Source organism: Pseudomonas sp. GCEP-101 (assembly GCF_025133575.1).
In the GTDB taxonomy this organism is placed as follows: Bacteria; Pseudomonadota; Gammaproteobacteria; order Pseudomonadales; family Pseudomonadaceae; genus Pseudomonas; species Pseudomonas nitroreducens_B.
On the sequence record NZ_CP104011.1, the window covers coordinates 1378092 to 1393867 of the forward strand.

Below are 15776 nucleotides of genomic sequence, written 5' to 3' on the forward strand. Positions count from 1 at the left end.
AGAATGATTGGATTACTCAAGAACATCTGGCTTTACCGGCACTTCATCCTTTCTTCGATCAAAAACGAATTCTTGGTCCGATTTTCTAGAAGTCGGCTAGGCGCACTATGGATGCTGGTTCACCCCTTGACCCAGGTACTGATCTACGCCCTGGTGCTTTCGAACGTCCTGGCAGCCAAACTTCCTGGCGTAAGCAATCACTACGCCTATGCGATCTACCTTTTGGCTGGGATGCTTGGCTGGAACCTGTTTTCAGAAATCGTCAGCCGGTGCCTGACCATTTTCACAGATCAGGGTAATCTCCTTAAAAAGATGCTCTTCCCACGAATAACTCTGCCAGCCATCGCAGTGGGCTCGTGCCTTGTTAACAATGCCCTGCTAGCGATCGCCATGGTGGCGGTGCTGTTTGTCCTCGGTCATCCGCCAGGCCTGGAGCTGCTCTGGCTCATCCCGCTGACCCTCTTGGTGATCTCCATTGCGGTGGGAGCAGGACTAACCTTGGGCATTTTGAACGTGTTCGTCCGCGACATCGGGCAAGTAGTGCCGATTTTCCTGCAGATACTCTTTTGGTTCACTCCGATCGTCTATCCAGTGAACATCATTCCTGAAAGTCTCAAGGGCCTGGTTGAGTACAATCCGCTGTACCACATCATCGGCGCATACCATCAGATCATCCTGTATAACGCCGCACCGCAGTTGGACGTCACATCGCTCCAACTGATCGCCTTTGCGCTCGGACTGCTCGCCTTTGGCCTGTTCATCTTCCGTCGCGCAGCGCCTGAAATCGTGGACTCGCTATGAGCCTCCTGACCGTTTCTAATCTAGGGAAATCCTACCGGCAGTATCACAGCGAGTGGCAACGCTTCGCCCGCTGGTTCGGTATTCCGTCCCGACCTGCTCACGAGCACTGGGTCGTTCGCGGGGTGAGCTTCGACGTTCTTCCCGGCGAGAAAATTGGCATTCTCGGCAAGAACGGTGCGGGCAAGAGTACACTGCTCAAAATGATTACGGGCACCCTGCAGCCCAGCGAAGGCCATGTATCCGTACGAGGAAGGGTCGCGGCGATCCTAGAGCTTGGCATGGGGTTCAATCCTGAGTTAACCGGGCGCCAGAACGTCTTCCATGCCGCAGGCCTGATGGGGTTCAATCAGCAACAGATAGAAGAGGTTGTCGAAGAAATCCAGCACTTCGCCGATATCGGTGAATACTTCGACCAGCCAGTTCGAATCTATTCCAGCGGCATGCAGTCGCGGGTTTCATTCGCTGTAGCGACCAGTTTTCATTCCGACATCCTGATTATCGACGAGGCCCTCGCCGTAGGCGATGCTGCATTCCAACGCAAGTGCTTCAGGCGCTTGGAAGAGCTTTGCGATAAAGGCACCGCCCTGCTATTCGTTAGTCATGACATAGAAAGCATCAAGAAGATCTGCCAGAAGGCAGTCCATATCGAAGCAGGTAGCCTCGTCGAAGTCGGCGAGGCGAAACCTGTCTGCGATCGCTACGAAAAGGCTCTCTTCAGTAAAACATCGGCCATTTCCGAGTCCGCTACTCCCATGCCGATCATGGACGCCGGCCTGGTCAGCGATTGCGAGTTATCCTATGGCGACGGGCGAGCAATCATCCGCGATGTTGCGCTCGCCAACTCCAGTGGCATGAGCGCCAATGTGCTGCGCTGCAACGAGACAATGAAGATTGTCTTCACGGTGGATTTCCACCAGACCGTACGAAATCCGGTTTTCACTTGCTTGGTAAAAACCAGGGAAGGGATTGCGATATTCGGAACGGACTCTGCATTCCTCAAGCAAGAAATCCTCGCAGTGGATGCGGGCAATTCCGTGCAAGTGGAATTCGCATTCAAGGCGGCTTTGCTGCCAGGCATTTATTACATTAACTGTGGCGTTCGCGACCCCAGCGAATCTGATACCGACTTCCTTCATAGAAGGGTGGATGTCGCCATGTTTAGAGTTACCAGTAGTGAAAGCTCAACGGCGCTGGCAGGATTAACCGACCTGCAGGCCGTTGTCAGTGTGCAGGCAACCCATGGATAACAGCCCAATCTTCATCCATTCGCTGTTTCGCTCAGGCAGTACATTTCTGTTCAGCGTATTCCGACGCACCGGCCATTACTGGTGCTATCAAGAGCCGGAGAACGAATGGTTGCTGGAATTGGACAGCAACCCGGATGCACTACTCGCTCTGACCTCGAACAATGGCGGCAACATCCATCATCCCGACATCGGTAAGCCATACTTCTGGGAGTTCCACGAAGTTCGCGATGAACTGAAGGGCCTGTTCAAGGCGGAATTCTGTTTCGAGGAAATTTTTCTCCCGTCACTGTCTGTACAGCAGCGCACGTATTACCAGGCACTGATTAACGCCTCCAGAGCACGCACCGTCTTCCAGTTTTGCCGCAGCTTCGGCCAGCCTTTGGCATTTAAAGAGCAATTCGGAGGTATACATGTGCATCTCTGGCGCGAACCTCGCAGCCAGTGGTGGTCATTCAAGATCAATGACTACTTTGACGCCGCGACTCAGTTGATCTATGGCGCTGCACAACTCCCGCCGGCGCTTCAAGCAGTCAAGGCAAGTTGCGGCATTGCCCTGTCTACCAACGGAGACCTCGGCCACGACAGAGTGCTGGCGGAGCGAAGTCCGTTAAAGTGGCGTGATAATTACAAGGCATTTTTTGCTCTCTGGTTACACGCCCAACTGACACTTGGCAACTGCGGTGATATCGACCTGAGTATCGATCACCTTACACATGACGACTCTTATCGAAATGCCAAATTAGAGGAGTTCGCCAAGCTGGGGATAGCTGATCTGGATCTTTCCGATTGCCGCTCCCCGCTGATACGGCTATCTGATGTCGAAGCGACGGATTTCCGTGAGATAGAACAACAAGTCGCGGACATCTTCATCGCTAACGGGCAGCCCGCGCCAAGAATCGAAGAAGCGCTTGAGCGGATCAATTCTCTCCAGGCATTGGAGAAGAGCCCGTCGACCAGCGCTGCGGCCAATATTCGCTCTGTGGCTCTGCGGCTACTTGATCGCAACGCTGAAGCAGCGAGGGAAACCCTTTCCCTGCAGGACACGCTGCAGCGCCTGAGCACCCACATCGGGAGCCAAGATCACGCGATAAAGCTGTTGAAAGAACACGAAGATGCCTCTCGTAAGCAGATTGCCGATCAAGATCACGCCATCAAATTGCTGAAAGAGCACGAAGAAGCAACCCGCAAACTGGTCGCCGATCAGGATGACGCTATCAAACGCCTGACTGCGCACAGCGACACGTCTCGCCAACAGATTGCCGATCAGGACCGCGCCATCAAGCTGCTGACCGAGCATGGTGAAACGTCTCGTCAGATAATCGCCGAATACGATGATGCTGTCTCCCGCCTGCGCAGCTACGTGGAAGATTTGGAGAGCGCATTAAATAAGGTCCAAGACCATGCCCGGAACCTGGACACAGCGCGGTTGGACGCACTCGCGAGAGTTGAATTACTAGAGACCGAACTTGCCCGGTTCCGCACGGCAGAGCCAGACAACTGATTCACATCCATGGATAGCAGAATTAATCAGGACCGCACTTTGAACACGAATAGCATTTGGCTGGACATCACGACTTCCATGCAATGGCCCGGCGGTGTGGTGGGCATCGTTCGAGCGGAGCTAGAAGTTGCCGCCGCCCTGAACCGTCAGTTTCCCGAACTGCGCTTCAGCATGTTCAGCAACGGAAGCTTCGTCGAGATCGACAAGAAAGAGCTGGCTTGGTTACACGGCAATCAGAACGTCGCCGAAAAATATTTGGAAACGCGCAACAAGAAGGGACAGCAACTCGCCAGACTTGAAGCGGCGGAACAAAACACCAAGGTAGACACCTATCTGGCGAATCTGCAAGCAGAGACCCCCAGTCGATCTCTTCGACTCGAGCGTGCAATGCTACTGAGCGCCAGTGCTCTGCCGTACCGTTATCAGCCGGCAGGCCTTGCATTGAGCTGGTTGCCACGAAAGGCCCTGGGGGTAGCCATCCGGACAAACCGATGGCTCCGCAATCTGCTGCCCAACGCTCCTGCGCAGCCTACTGCTGGTGGCGCTCCCGCGCAGATTGGCATGCCACCTCTGAGCTATCCGTACAAGAGCGGCGACCTCGTGGTCTGTCTGGGCTGGTTAGACAGCGGCAAGGAACGTTTCTACACACAGGTGAAAGAACGCGAACCGGGCGTGGCATTGGCTTACATGTGCTACGACACTATCCTGCTAGGCGAATCGACTCATCATCTCTATCGACCGCAGGAAGAAGAAAGCTTCCGCACCTACTTCAAGTGGATTTCCGAGAATTGCGATTTCATTCTGTATGGTGGTCGCAGCCCGCAGCGTGATGGTGAGTACTACCAGAAGAAGTTCGGCTGGCCGACTCCCCCGAGCATCGCTATCCCCTATGGAGGAACGGACCTCACGAAAAGGTCCGGTGACGGTGATGACCAACTGCTCCTGAAGAGTATTGGCATCGAAGGCCCGTTCGTGCTCACAGTCGGCACAGTCGAGGTTCGCAAGAACCATGACACTTTGTACAAGGCCTACGTATCCCTCATTGAGCGAGGCGCGAAGAACCTGCCCACCATGGTATTTGCAGGGAAGCCGGGCTGGCGCACCGGTGATTTGATCGACACCATCAAGCGCGATCCGAGAGTGGCAGGAAAACTCTTAGTGCTTTCTCCTACCGACGCCGAATTGGATGCGCTCTACCGCAACTGCCTGTTTACCATGTTGCCTAGCTTTTATGAGGGCTGGAGCCTCCCTATGCCGGAAGGTCTCAGCTACGGAAAGCTTTGCCTGGCGTCCGACGTGGAGCCGTTGCGGGAGATTGGTGGCCAGTTCCCCGATTACATCCATCCGCTGGACGTCATGGGGTGGGCCGATCGCATCGAGTTCTACAGCAACAATCCCGAAGCCTTGCGCAAGAAAGAAGAAATCATTCGCGACAACTGGCAAGGCACTTCCTGGGAAAAGTGCGGCAGTGATGTTCTCGACGCCATCCTGAGCTTCGCCGCTATTGCACAATCCGGAAGAAAAACCGGGCGACTGTGGGTTGATCTGACACTGTCCTATGCCGTGTGGCGTGGCGGCGTGACCGGCATCATCCGCTCCGAACTGATCCTTGCACATCATCTGGAAAGATTGGTTCCGGGCGTACGCTTCTTTGCGTTCCACGAAGGCCAATACTTCGAAATTCCCAGAGATCGCTTGCTCTGGCTGTTCGGCGACTCTGACGTGAGCACTTCCTATGCACACTTCCAGAAGTTCTGGGGCGAAAAAGAAGCTACTGGGGAAGGGCATCGCATCCCCAATTATCATACAAGCCCGGGCGACAGCACCCCCGCTCCGATTCTGCAGCCGCACATTCCGGCTCTGGAACACGTAGCATCACCGGCAATTACTAGCCGCGCCCGTCTGAAGATCGCTGCAGCCTATATAATCAGCGTATTGCCAATGCCTTTGCGAGAAATGGCGATCCGGTATGCCAAGCGTAGCGGGAACATTCCGGCACACGCGCTCACTGCCGAAGAGTACAAGCGCAATCAGGAAGCCAGCCCTGCTCAGGGCGATATTCGCGCCGACATCCTCCCATTGTTGGAAGGGCCCGCGCAGAAGTTGCCATTTGACCGCGATGACATGGTGTTCTCTGCCGGTATTAATTGGGATCCCAAACCTCTGGCCGAGATTATCAAGGCCAAGCGCCAATCGCCCTTCCATTTCGCTCAGATCATCTATGATCTGACGCCACTTAATACCCCGCATTTGCACGCCAAGGAAGCCTACGACTGGTATCAGAAGTTCTTCTACCTAGCAGGTCTCGCCAGCGACAAGATTATCTATGGTGGCGAAACCGCAATGCTCGACGGGCAGAAGTGGCAGAAGGACCACGGTTGGACAGTCGTTGAGGGCCTGCCCATCAAGTTCGGCTCGGATATCGCCCCACACACAGATCATTCCCGCGACCAGCAATTGCTGCAGGAGATGGGCGTCACCGGTCCCTTCGTCCTCAGCGTGGGCACACTGGAAATCCGTAAGAATCATGAAACGCTCTACAAGGCGTACCTCAAATTGCTGGAAGACGGCACTGAAGATCTACCGCAGATGGTCTTCGTCGGCGGACCAGGCTGGAAAGCTCAGGATCTCTTCGAAGTGATCATGCGGGACGAGCGCGTCAAAGGCCGTATTTTGATCCTGCGTACCACCGATCAGCAGTTGGATGTCCTGTATCGTCACTGCCAGTTTACTCTTCTGTCCAGCCTTTACGAAGGTTGGAGCCTGACGCTCCCCGAAAGTCTTGGCTATGGGAAGTTCTGCCTGACCTCGGACGTTCCACCGCTGCGGGAAACCGGGCGCGATCTGGTCGAATACATCCATCCATGGGATGTGGTCCGCTGGGCGGAGCGCATCGCTTTCTATTCCAACAGCCCCGACGAACTGAAGCAGCGTGAACAGCGCATCCAGCAGGAATGGCACACCATCACCTGGAAAGAGTGCGCCACTAACCTCACTGGCTATTTCAAGCAGATAGTCCAAAGCAAATCGGAGGATAAAGCATGAAAGGCTCCCGCGTTCTCGTCACCGGCGGCAGTGGCTTCATAGGCCATTATCTGATTAATGAGCTAAAAGACCGCGGTGCGACCGTGCTCGGTACCTCGATGGGCACCAAGACTAATGATCTGGTGCCAATTTCGCTATCGGACAAGGATACGCTGACTCGTACCATTGAGGAGTTCGCTCCCGACTGGATCGTCCATCTCGCGGCCATTGCCCTTGTCACCCACGGAGATATTCAGCAGATCTATGGCGTTAACGTCCTGGGGTCGGAAAATCTCTTCGAAGCAGTACTTGCTGCCAACATCAAACGCCCGACAATGCTGCTAGCCAGTACGGCTGGGGTATACGGCAACCAGAACGTGGAGTTTCTTTCCGAAGACCTGGCGTACAACCCATCCAACCATTATTCATACAGCAAGATGGTCATGGAGATGCTGGCAAAGCAGTACTCCGACGAGCTGAAAATTCACATCGTCCGTCCCTTCAACATCATTGGTTCTGGGCAGGCGGAATCCTTCCTGATCCCCAAAATCGTCCGCCACTTCGTCGACCGAGCCCCCGAACTGAAACTGGGCAATATCAACTCGGTACGTGACTATGTCGATGTCCATCGTTGTGCCTGGATAGTTGCAGAGCTAATGGCGAGAAACCACCAGGACCCGTTCACGGTGAACTTGTGCTCCGGCCGCGGCTGGACTGGCTATGACGTGCTGGACTGCCTGACGGAAATCAGCGGCTATCGACCGAACATCGAGGTCTCCGACAAGTTCGTACGCAAGAATGAAGTTTGGCGCTTGGTAGGTGACCATCGCAGGCTGCACGAGCTCCTCCAAGCAAATCCCAAGCTGCCGGATCTCAGACAAATCCTGGAATCAATGTACAACGACCTTAAGCGGGATACTTAAGAATGTGGGCCGAGCTTCCCTATCTGCATCTGACCCTGATCAGCTTGCTGCTCGCTTACTTGATATTACCTACAACGAGTAAGCGCTTGGAATTCATATGGCCCGTTAATTCCACTCATAAAGCTTGCTCTCATCTGCCAAACCTTGATGCTCTCTGGAGCAATTATTCGACCATTACTTATCGGTTCATCGAAGAACCATTCCTTAAAAAAAGCAAACCCAACACAACTCTATTCCGCACTACCAAAGGAGCTACGCAGGAGGATTTATGAAAACTGCACTGATTACCGGCATTACTGGGCAAGATGGCGCTTATCTGGCGCAGCTGCTGCTGGAGAAGGGCTACACCGTCTATGGCACCTATCGCCGGACCAGTTCCGTCAATTTCTGGCGTATCGAAGAACTGGGTGTCAGCCAGCACCCGAACTTGCATCTGGTCGAATATGATCTGACCGATCTCTCCGCCAGCATCCGTCTGCTCCAAAATACCCAGGCCACCGAGGTCTACAACCTGGCGGCGCAAAGCTTCGTCGGCGTTTCCTTCGAGCAACCGGCAACCACCGCTGAAATTACTGGCGTAGGCGCACTGAATCTCCTCGAAGCTATTCGCATCGTCAATCCGAAGATTCGCTTCTATCAGGCATCGACCTCCGAAATGTTTGGCAAAGTCCAGGCCATTCCGCAAAAGGAGGACACGCCTTTCTACCCGCGCAGCCCTTATGGGGTCGCCAAGCTCTACGCGCACTGGATTACCATCAACTATCGCGAGAGTTACGGCATTTTTGGCAGCAGCGGCATCCTGTTCAATCACGAATCACCGCTGCGCGGCCGCGAATTCGTGACCCGCAAGATCACCGATTCCGTTGCCAAAATTAAGCTGGGCAAACTTGACGTGCTTGAACTGGGCAATCTGGACGCCAAACGCGACTGGGGATTCGCCAAGGAATATGTGGAAGGGATGTGGCGTATGCTGCAGGCTGACGAGCCAGACACCTTCGTCCTGGCCACTAACCGTACAGAGACGGTTCGCGACTTCGTGAGCATGGCCTTCAAGGCCGCCGGTATCGAAATCCGCTTTGAAGGCAGCGCCGAGAACGAAATCGGCATCGATGCAGGCACCGGCAAGACCCTGGTGCGCATCAATCCGAAGTTCTACCGTCCGGCAGAAGTCGAACTGCTCATCGGCGATCCAGCTCATGCACGCAAGACGCTGGGCTGGGAACCGAAGACCACCCTTGAGGAGCTCTGCAAAATGATGGTCGAAGCCGACCTACGTCGCAACGAAGCAGGCTTCTCGTTCTAAAACGACCCGTCGGGGCGCGCCCTCAAGGCGCGCCTTCGATACCCCCTCCGTAATCTCAACCAGGAGCCCCGCATGCGCGTTGGTCTGGGAGTCACTGTCTGGGCCAAAGGCTGTACTGCTGGTCATCTCGATGGAATCGGCGTATATACCCGAGCCCTTTGGCATGCATTAAACAACAAGGCGCAACAAGCGGATGCGGGCTTTTCATTACACCCGTTCGCATTCGGCAGCTCATTGCCCCTATTGGACTGCGGCCCGCCGTACCGTCTGGGTGAAAGATTTTCCGTGCACGCCCTTCGCAGTACCCTTCTGGGCGCGCAGGGAAAGCTGTCAAAAAATGTCGCAAAGCAGATTGATTTATTTCATGCCACCGATCACCACATACCCCGCCTGAAGGCGACACCCGTGGTCGCCAACGTGATGGATCTGATCCCAATTCTCCATCCCGAATGGGCAGCTGCCAATTTACGGTCATTGAAGAATTGGCTGTTCACGCGCACGGTGCGCAGTGCAGACCACATCATCACCATCTCCGAATACAGCAAGCGCGATCTGATTGACCACCTGGGCATCGCTCCGGAGTGCATCTCGGTGACGCCTTTGGGTGTTTCACCAGAATACTTCGAGAGAATACCGCAACCCTCGGTTGACCGAGTGCTGTCCGAACTTGGACTTCAGCCTGGATTTTTTCTTTTTGTCGGCACTCTGCAACCACGCAAGAATCTGACTCGTGTACTACAGGCGCATAAGTCCCTTCCCGCTGCCACGCGTCGTCAGCACCCGCTCGTCATTGTCGGGCGCACCGGATGGAAAGCTGACAAGTTGCTCACCGAGTTAGACGCCCTAGAACTGCGGAATGAAGGCAGGCGCTTTGAATACCTCTCTGGGGAGATGGTGCGAGCTTTGCTGCAGAGCGCTTCTGCATTGGTTTTTCCTTCACTCTATGAAGGATTCGGACTACCTGTTGTCGAAGCCTTCGCCGCCCGCTGTCCAGTCATCACCTCTAATACGACCTCGCTACCGGAGGTAGCCGGAGACGCAGCACTGCTCGTCGACCCTTTACAGGCCGACTCAATAGCGGCAGCGATGCAAGAAATTCTGGAACAACCGAAAAGTACGGCGCAGCGCATCGAGCGCGGCCAGGAGCGGGCCCTTCGTTATTCTTGGGACGCTTGCGCCGAAAGCACACTGGATGTCTATCGGCACATCAGCGGCCGCCGCACCTGACCGGTACAAGCACCGGCGGAGCTTTTCCCGCACCTTTCCTTCGTCCGATCCGCCGCTAAGCTGAATGATGCCCTCGCGAGACCAACAATGGCGAACAAACGAATCCTGCTAGTCAACAAGTACTACGCCCCCTCCACCGGAGGGATCGAGACAGCCGTCAAGCAGTACGCCCACTGGTACCAGGATAATGACCACGATGTGACCGTACTTTGCTGCGCTAACTCGCGTAGCCTGCGCAGCCATCTGGAGTATATCGACGGTATCCGTGTCCTCCGCGCAGCGTCTATGGGGAATCTCTGGTCAGTCCCTTTAAGTTTCGCTTTCTTCTGGCATTTCCTGCGGCTGGCCCGCCACGCCGATATCACCCACATCAACCTGCAGTTTCCATCGGCAAGCCTCGCCCTACTGCTTACGCACTGGCTAATGCGAGGCAAGACGGTGGTCAGTTATCACTGTGACGTCTATCGCCAACGCTACCTCAAGCGACTGACATATCTGTTTGATCGTTTCGCCGTGCGTAAGGCTGACCTCGCTATAACCGGTAGCCCGGCGTTACGAGAGCACTCAGAAGTGCTGCGCAATATCGACCGGGAGATTCCGGCAGTGCCTTACACCATCAACCTGCCGTATGTGGAGGATTGCCTGACGCAGGCGCCTACACAAACTCTTCCTGAGCACTTCCTCCAAGACGGGTATTGTGTTTTCTTCGGTCGTCTCGTGAGCTACAAGGGTACCGAGCCGCTGGAGGCTGCATTTCGCCTACTCATGCAACGTGGCGAGCACATCAATCTGGCAGTCTTTGGAATCGGGCCAGAAGAACAACGGTTCTGGAAGCTCGCAGAAGAGTTTCCGCAGCATGTTCATTTCATCAACGCGTTCGTCAGCGACATCGACAAATACCATCTGATTCATAATGCGAGAATGTTCCTGTTTCCGTCGGTGTATTACTCCGAGGCTTTTGGCATCGCCCAGCTAGACGCCATGGCCTGCGGCAAGCCGATCGTCAATTGCCGGCTGCAGACCGGCGTGAATTGGGTAGCCCCCGAAGACGAGGCAGCGGTTACGGTACAACCGGGCGAAGCCGACAAGCTCGCCGAGGCGATTCTCGCTCTGCATAATGATCCCGCACGGCTCGCCACGCTCGGCCAAGGCGGACAACAACGCTGCAGGACAGTTTTCTCCGAAGAGACAGTCCGCATCCGCTTCCTGGAGCTGATACGCCAACTGTGATCGCCGAGTGGACGCAATCACCTATTGCAGAGCTCTAGGCCTTGGGGCAAAAACTGACTAACCAGTCATCCGCCAGCGGGGTTGCCCGGCCGCAACCCAGACACTTATCCTGCGTCATATAAGCAAAAAATAACTAATAAGAAGCAGGGGATGCCGCTTTGGAAAGACAGCATTCAGCGCTTGCCGTGTCTTGCACCAGTCCCGACTGCCCAGCCAAGGTCGCCATTCTGTTGTCGACCTACAACGGCGCTGCCTACCTTCGCGAGCAGTTGGAATCGTTGATCGCGCAGACGTGCCAAGACTGGGTGATCCATGCGTCAGACGACGGTTCCAGCGATGACACACTAGGAATCCTCCGTGAATATCAGCGCCGCCTTGGCCCTGCTCGCCTGCTGATCCATGCAGGACCTCGCCAAGGATTTGCCGCCAACTTCCTTTCCTCGATCCGACGCACCCAGGGGCAGGCCGATTACTTCGCGTTCTGCGACCAAGATGATCTGTGGCAGCCTGACAAACTCGCGCGCGGCCTGGCTTGGGCAGCTTCGCATCCGGCGGACCTTCCCCTTCTCTATTGCTCGCGTACGCGTCTGATCGACGCTGACGGCCTGGGCATCGGCTTCTCGCCGCTGTTCCGCCGGGCCCCCAGCTTCGCCAATGCCCTGGTGCAGAGCATTGCCGGCGGCAACACCATGCTGTTCAACGCCGCGACCGCACGGTTGCTGAGCCTGACGCCGGACCATGTGCCGATCATTTCCCACGATTGGTGGACATACATCATCGTGACTGGATGCGGCGGCCGCGTGAATTACGATGCACATCCGGCGATCGACTACCGCCAACACGGCAACAACCTGATAGGCTCGAACTCGAGTGTCAGGGACCGACTCGTTCGGCTCCACCGCATGCTCAAAGGAACGTTCCGACACTGGAACGACGTGAATCTGGAGGCCGTTTCCCATTTCAGGCAGCACCTGACCTACGAAAACCAGCAGATCCTCGAGTTGTTCGGCAGTGCGCGCCGCGCGCCGCTGTATCGCAAGCTGTCGCTGATCAGCCAGTCAGGCGTTTACCGACAAACGCTTCCCGGCAACCTCGGACTGGTTGCCGCATCGCTCATGCAGAGGCTGTGACTCAATGACGATCCTCGTAACAGGCAGCGCTGGCTTTATCGGCTCCAACTTTGTCCTCGACTGGCTGGCTCGCCACGACGAAACCATCGTCAGCCTGGACAAGCTCACCTACGCCGGCAACCGCGAAAATCTGGCGAGTCTTGATAACGATGGGCGCCATCATTTCGTGCACGGCGACATCGGTGACGCGCAGTTGGTGTCCTCCCTGCTCCTGCAGTTTCAGCCACGCGCTGTGCTGAACTTCGCCGCCGAGTCCCATGTGGACCGCTCGATTCTTGGTCCGGAAGACTTTATCCAGACCAACGTGGTGGGCACCTTCCACTTGCTCGAAGCGGTACGCACTTACTGGAACGCCCTCGAGCCAACGAGCAAGACGGAGTTCCGCTTCCTCCATGTATCTACCGATGAGGTCTACGGCACGCTGGAAGCCCAGGCTCCTGCCTTTACCGAGCAGCATCCCTACCAGCCCAATAGCCCCTACTCGGCGTCCAAGGCCGCCTCCGACCATCTGGTGCGTGCCTACCATCACACCTATGGTCTGCCAGTGCTGACCACCAATTGCTCGAACAACTATGGGCCGTATCACTTCCCGGAGAAGCTCATACCACTGGTGATCCGCAACGCCCTTGCGGGCGAAGCGCTGCCGATCTACGGCGACGGCCAACAGATCCGCGACTGGCTGTACGTGAAGGACCACTGCAGCGCCATTCGCCGTGTGCTCGAGGCCGGGCAGGTGGGGGAAACCTACAACGTGGGAGGCTGGAACGAGAAAACCAACCTGGAAGTCGTTCATCACATCTGCGACACCCTGGATCGCGAGGCTCCACGCCAGGACGGGCGCAGCTACCGTGACCAGATCAGCTTCGTGAAGGATCGCCCCGGCCATGACCGCCGCTATGCCATCGACGCCACTCGGCTGGAGCGCGAGCTGGGCTGGAAACCGGCGGAAACCTTCGAAACGGGCATCGCCAAAACAGTGCGCTGGTACCTGGACAACCAGGCCTGGGTGGAGAACGTTGCCAGCGGCGCCTACCGGGAGTGGCTCAGCCAGCAGTACGCATGAACGACATTCTAATCCTCGGTGGTAATGGCCAGGTCGGCTGGGAACTGCAGCGAGCATTGGCGCCGCTAGGTCGCCTGACGATCTGCGACCGTCAGCGGGGAAACCTTGAAGACCTGGACGGCTTGCGAAAGCTTGTTGAAAGCGAGCGACCGGCCATCATCGTCAACGCTGCCGCCTACACGGCGGTGGACAAGGCAGAAACGGATTTCGAGCGTGCACAACGGGTGAATGCCCAGGCTGTCGGCCACTTGGCCTCTCTGGCTGGCGAGCTTGGCGCCTGGCTCGTGCACTACTCGACCGACTACGTGTTCAATGGCGAGGGCGAGCAGCCGTTTCGCGAAGAGGACTTGCCGGCACCGCTCAACGCCTATGGCCGCACCAAACTGGCCGGCGAGCAGGCCATCCGCGAAAGCGGCTGTCGCCACCTGATCTTCCGCACCAGTTGGGTCTATGCCGCGCGCGGTGCAAACTTCGCCAAGACCATGCTGCGCCTGGCAGCAGACCGGGAAGAGCTGCGCATCGTCGCCGACCAGATCGGCGCGCCTACCAGCGCCGACCTTATCGCCGACATCACCGCGCAGGTGCTGGGGCGCCTCCGGAACCATCCTCAACCCGATAGCCTCAGCGGTCTCTATCACCTTACGGCCAGCGGCGAGACGAGCTGGCATGGTTACGCCCACTTCGTCATCGCCCAAGCCCAGCGACTGGGCCTGCCGCTGCGTACCACTCCCGAGCGCGTCCTGCCGATCATGACCCACGAATACCCGCTTCCCGCGCCGAGGCCGGCAAACTCCAGGCTAGACACCACCCATCTCAGGGAGACCTTCGGTCTAACCCTGCCGGACTGGCAGTTTCACGTCCAGCGCATGCTGGTCGAGCTGATCGGAGAAAAAGCCGCATGAAGCGCAAAGGCATCATCCTCGCCGGCGGATCCGGCACCCGACTACACCCGGCCACGCTGTCAGTCTCCAAGCAACTGCTGCCGGTTTACGACAAGCCGATGATCTACTACCCGCTGAGCACCTTGATGCTCGCGGGCATCCGCGAAATCCTAATCATATCCACCCCACAGGACACTCCGCGGTTTCAGCAATTGCTGGGCGACGGCCGCCGCTGGGGGCTGGAATTGCAATATGCCGTGCAACAGACTCCCGAGGGGCTGGCGCAGGCCTTCCTGATTGGCGAAGACTTCCTGGCAGACAATCCCAGTGCCCTGGTGCTAGGCGATAACATCTACCATGGCCACGACTTCCAGGAACTGCTGGTCAGTGCCATGCAGCGCGAAAGCGGGGCCAGCGTGTTTGCCTACCACGTGCATGATCCGGAGCGTTACGGGGTGGTGGAGTTCGATAGCCAAGGCAAAGCCATCAGCCTGGAGGAGAAGCCGAGCGCGCCCAAGTCCAACTATGCCGTGACCGGTCTGTATTTCTATGATCGGCAGGTCGTTGAGATCGCCAAGAGCATTCGCCCATCTGCCCGCGGCGAACTGGAGATCACCGACGTCAACCGCGCCTACCTTGAGCAGGGCGAACTCTCGGTGGAGATCATGGGCCGCGGTTACGCTTGGCTCGACACCGGCACCCATGAGTCCCTGCTGGATGCCAGCCAGTTCATCGCAACGCTCGAGAACCGCCAGGGGTTGAAAGTGGCCTGCCCGGAAGAAATCGCCTTCCGCCAGGGATGGATCAGTGCCGACGACCTACAACGTCTAGCCGCCTCGCTCGCCAAGAGTGGATATGGTCGCTACCTCCAACGTCTTCTGACACAAACGGTCTACTGATGAAAGTGACTCCACTGGCGATTCCCGACGTGCTACTGCTGGAGCCGCAGGTTTTTGGCGACAGCCGCGGCTTTTTTTTCGAGAGTTTCAATCAACGGAAATTCGAGCAGGCCGTGGGGCACGCGGTCACATTCGTTCAGGACAACCATTCCCGCTCGGCTCGCCACGTCCTGAGGGGCCTGCACTATCAGATCTGCCAGGCTCAGGGGAAACTCGTGCGAGTGACCCACGGCGAGGTATTCGACGTCGCCGTCGACTTGCGTCGTAGCTCGCCGACATTTGGCCGCTGGGTAGGCCAGGTTCTGAGCGCCGACAACAAGCTGCAGATGTGGATCCCCGAGGGTTTCGCCCACGGCTTCGTGGTCACCAGCGAAAGCGCCGAGTTTCTCTACAAGACCACCGATTTCTGGGCTCCCGAACATGAGCGCTGCATAGCCTGGAACGATCCGGAATTGGCCATCGAGTGGCCAATACAGGTCCAGCCTGAACTGTCCGGCAAAGACCGCGAAGGAAAGTCTTTGGCTGAGGCCGCTCTGTTCGACTGACG

The 15776-nt window shown here is 56.7% G+C and carries 13 protein-coding genes; all 13 read left to right on the plus strand.

Annotation, left to right across the window (positions count from 1 at the left end; genetic code table 11):
• Positions 1–3: 3 nt before the first annotated feature.
• The 13 genes from N0B71_RS06265 (at position 4) to rfbC (ending at position 15774) form a co-directional block, all read left to right on the plus strand.
• Entirely contained in the window at positions 4–801 is a 798-nt protein-coding gene (locus tag N0B71_RS06265; protein ID WP_259757889.1) for an ABC transporter permease, read from the plus strand.
• Positions 798–2048, plus strand: a complete 1251-nt coding sequence (locus N0B71_RS06270) for an ABC transporter ATP-binding protein (protein ID WP_259757890.1) — start codon at positions 798–800, stop codon at positions 2046–2048. Before N0B71_RS06265 ends, N0B71_RS06270 begins: the two co-directional genes overlap by 4 nt.
• Positions 2041–3549: a hypothetical protein gene (locus N0B71_RS06275; RefSeq protein WP_259757892.1), complete on the plus strand. Its 1509-nt coding sequence runs from the start codon at positions 2041–2043 to the stop codon at positions 3547–3549. The genes N0B71_RS06270 and N0B71_RS06275 overlap by 8 nt, the downstream gene beginning before the upstream one ends.
• Before the next feature lie 9 nt (positions 3550–3558).
• Entirely contained in the window at positions 3559–6594 is a 3036-nt protein-coding gene (locus tag N0B71_RS06280; protein WP_259757893.1) for a glycosyltransferase, read from the plus strand.
• Positions 6591–7496, plus strand: a complete 906-nt coding sequence (locus N0B71_RS06285; protein ID WP_259757894.1) for an NAD-dependent epimerase/dehydratase family protein — start codon at positions 6591–6593, stop codon at positions 7494–7496. The genes N0B71_RS06280 and N0B71_RS06285 overlap by 4 nt, the downstream gene beginning before the upstream one ends.
• A 268-nt stretch (positions 7497–7764) precedes the next feature.
• Positions 7765–8799: a GDP-mannose 4,6-dehydratase gene (gene gmd / locus N0B71_RS06290; protein WP_259757895.1), complete on the plus strand. Its 1035-nt coding sequence runs from the start codon at positions 7765–7767 to the stop codon at positions 8797–8799.
• Positions 8800–8871: 72 nt separating this feature from the next.
• The gene (locus N0B71_RS06295; protein WP_259757896.1) at positions 8872–10026 is read left to right on the plus strand and encodes a glycosyltransferase family 4 protein; all 1155 of its coding nucleotides are present in this window, start codon (positions 8872–8874) and stop codon (positions 10024–10026) included.
• Between the two features lie 87 nt (positions 10027–10113).
• Positions 10114–11256, plus strand: coding sequence for a glycosyltransferase (locus tag N0B71_RS06300; protein WP_259757897.1), 1143 nt, complete (start codon positions 10114–10116; stop codon positions 11254–11256).
• 230 nt (positions 11257–11486) lie between these two features.
• Positions 11487–12386 carry a glycosyltransferase family 2 protein gene (locus N0B71_RS06305; protein ID WP_259757898.1) on the plus strand — a complete coding sequence of 300 codons (900 nt, stop codon included), beginning with the start codon at positions 11487–11489 and terminating at the stop codon, positions 12384–12386.
• 4 nt (positions 12387–12390) lie between these two features.
• On the plus strand, positions 12391–13449 hold the full coding sequence (gene rfbB / locus N0B71_RS06310; protein ID WP_259757899.1) for a dTDP-glucose 4,6-dehydratase: 1059 nt from the start codon (positions 12391–12393) through the stop codon (positions 13447–13449).
• Positions 13446–14351, plus strand: coding sequence for a dTDP-4-dehydrorhamnose reductase (gene rfbD / locus N0B71_RS06315; RefSeq protein ID WP_259757900.1), 906 nt, complete (start codon positions 13446–13448; stop codon positions 14349–14351). Before rfbB ends, rfbD begins: the two co-directional genes overlap by 4 nt.
• Positions 14348–15229, plus strand: a complete 882-nt coding sequence (gene rfbA / locus N0B71_RS06320) for a glucose-1-phosphate thymidylyltransferase RfbA (protein WP_259757901.1) — start codon at positions 14348–14350, stop codon at positions 15227–15229. Before rfbD ends, rfbA begins: the two co-directional genes overlap by 4 nt.
• Positions 15229–15774, plus strand: a complete 546-nt coding sequence (gene rfbC, locus N0B71_RS06325; RefSeq protein WP_259757902.1) for a dTDP-4-dehydrorhamnose 3,5-epimerase — start codon at positions 15229–15231, stop codon at positions 15772–15774. The genes rfbA and rfbC overlap by 1 nt, the downstream gene beginning before the upstream one ends.
• Positions 15775–15776 lie beyond the last annotated feature (2 nt).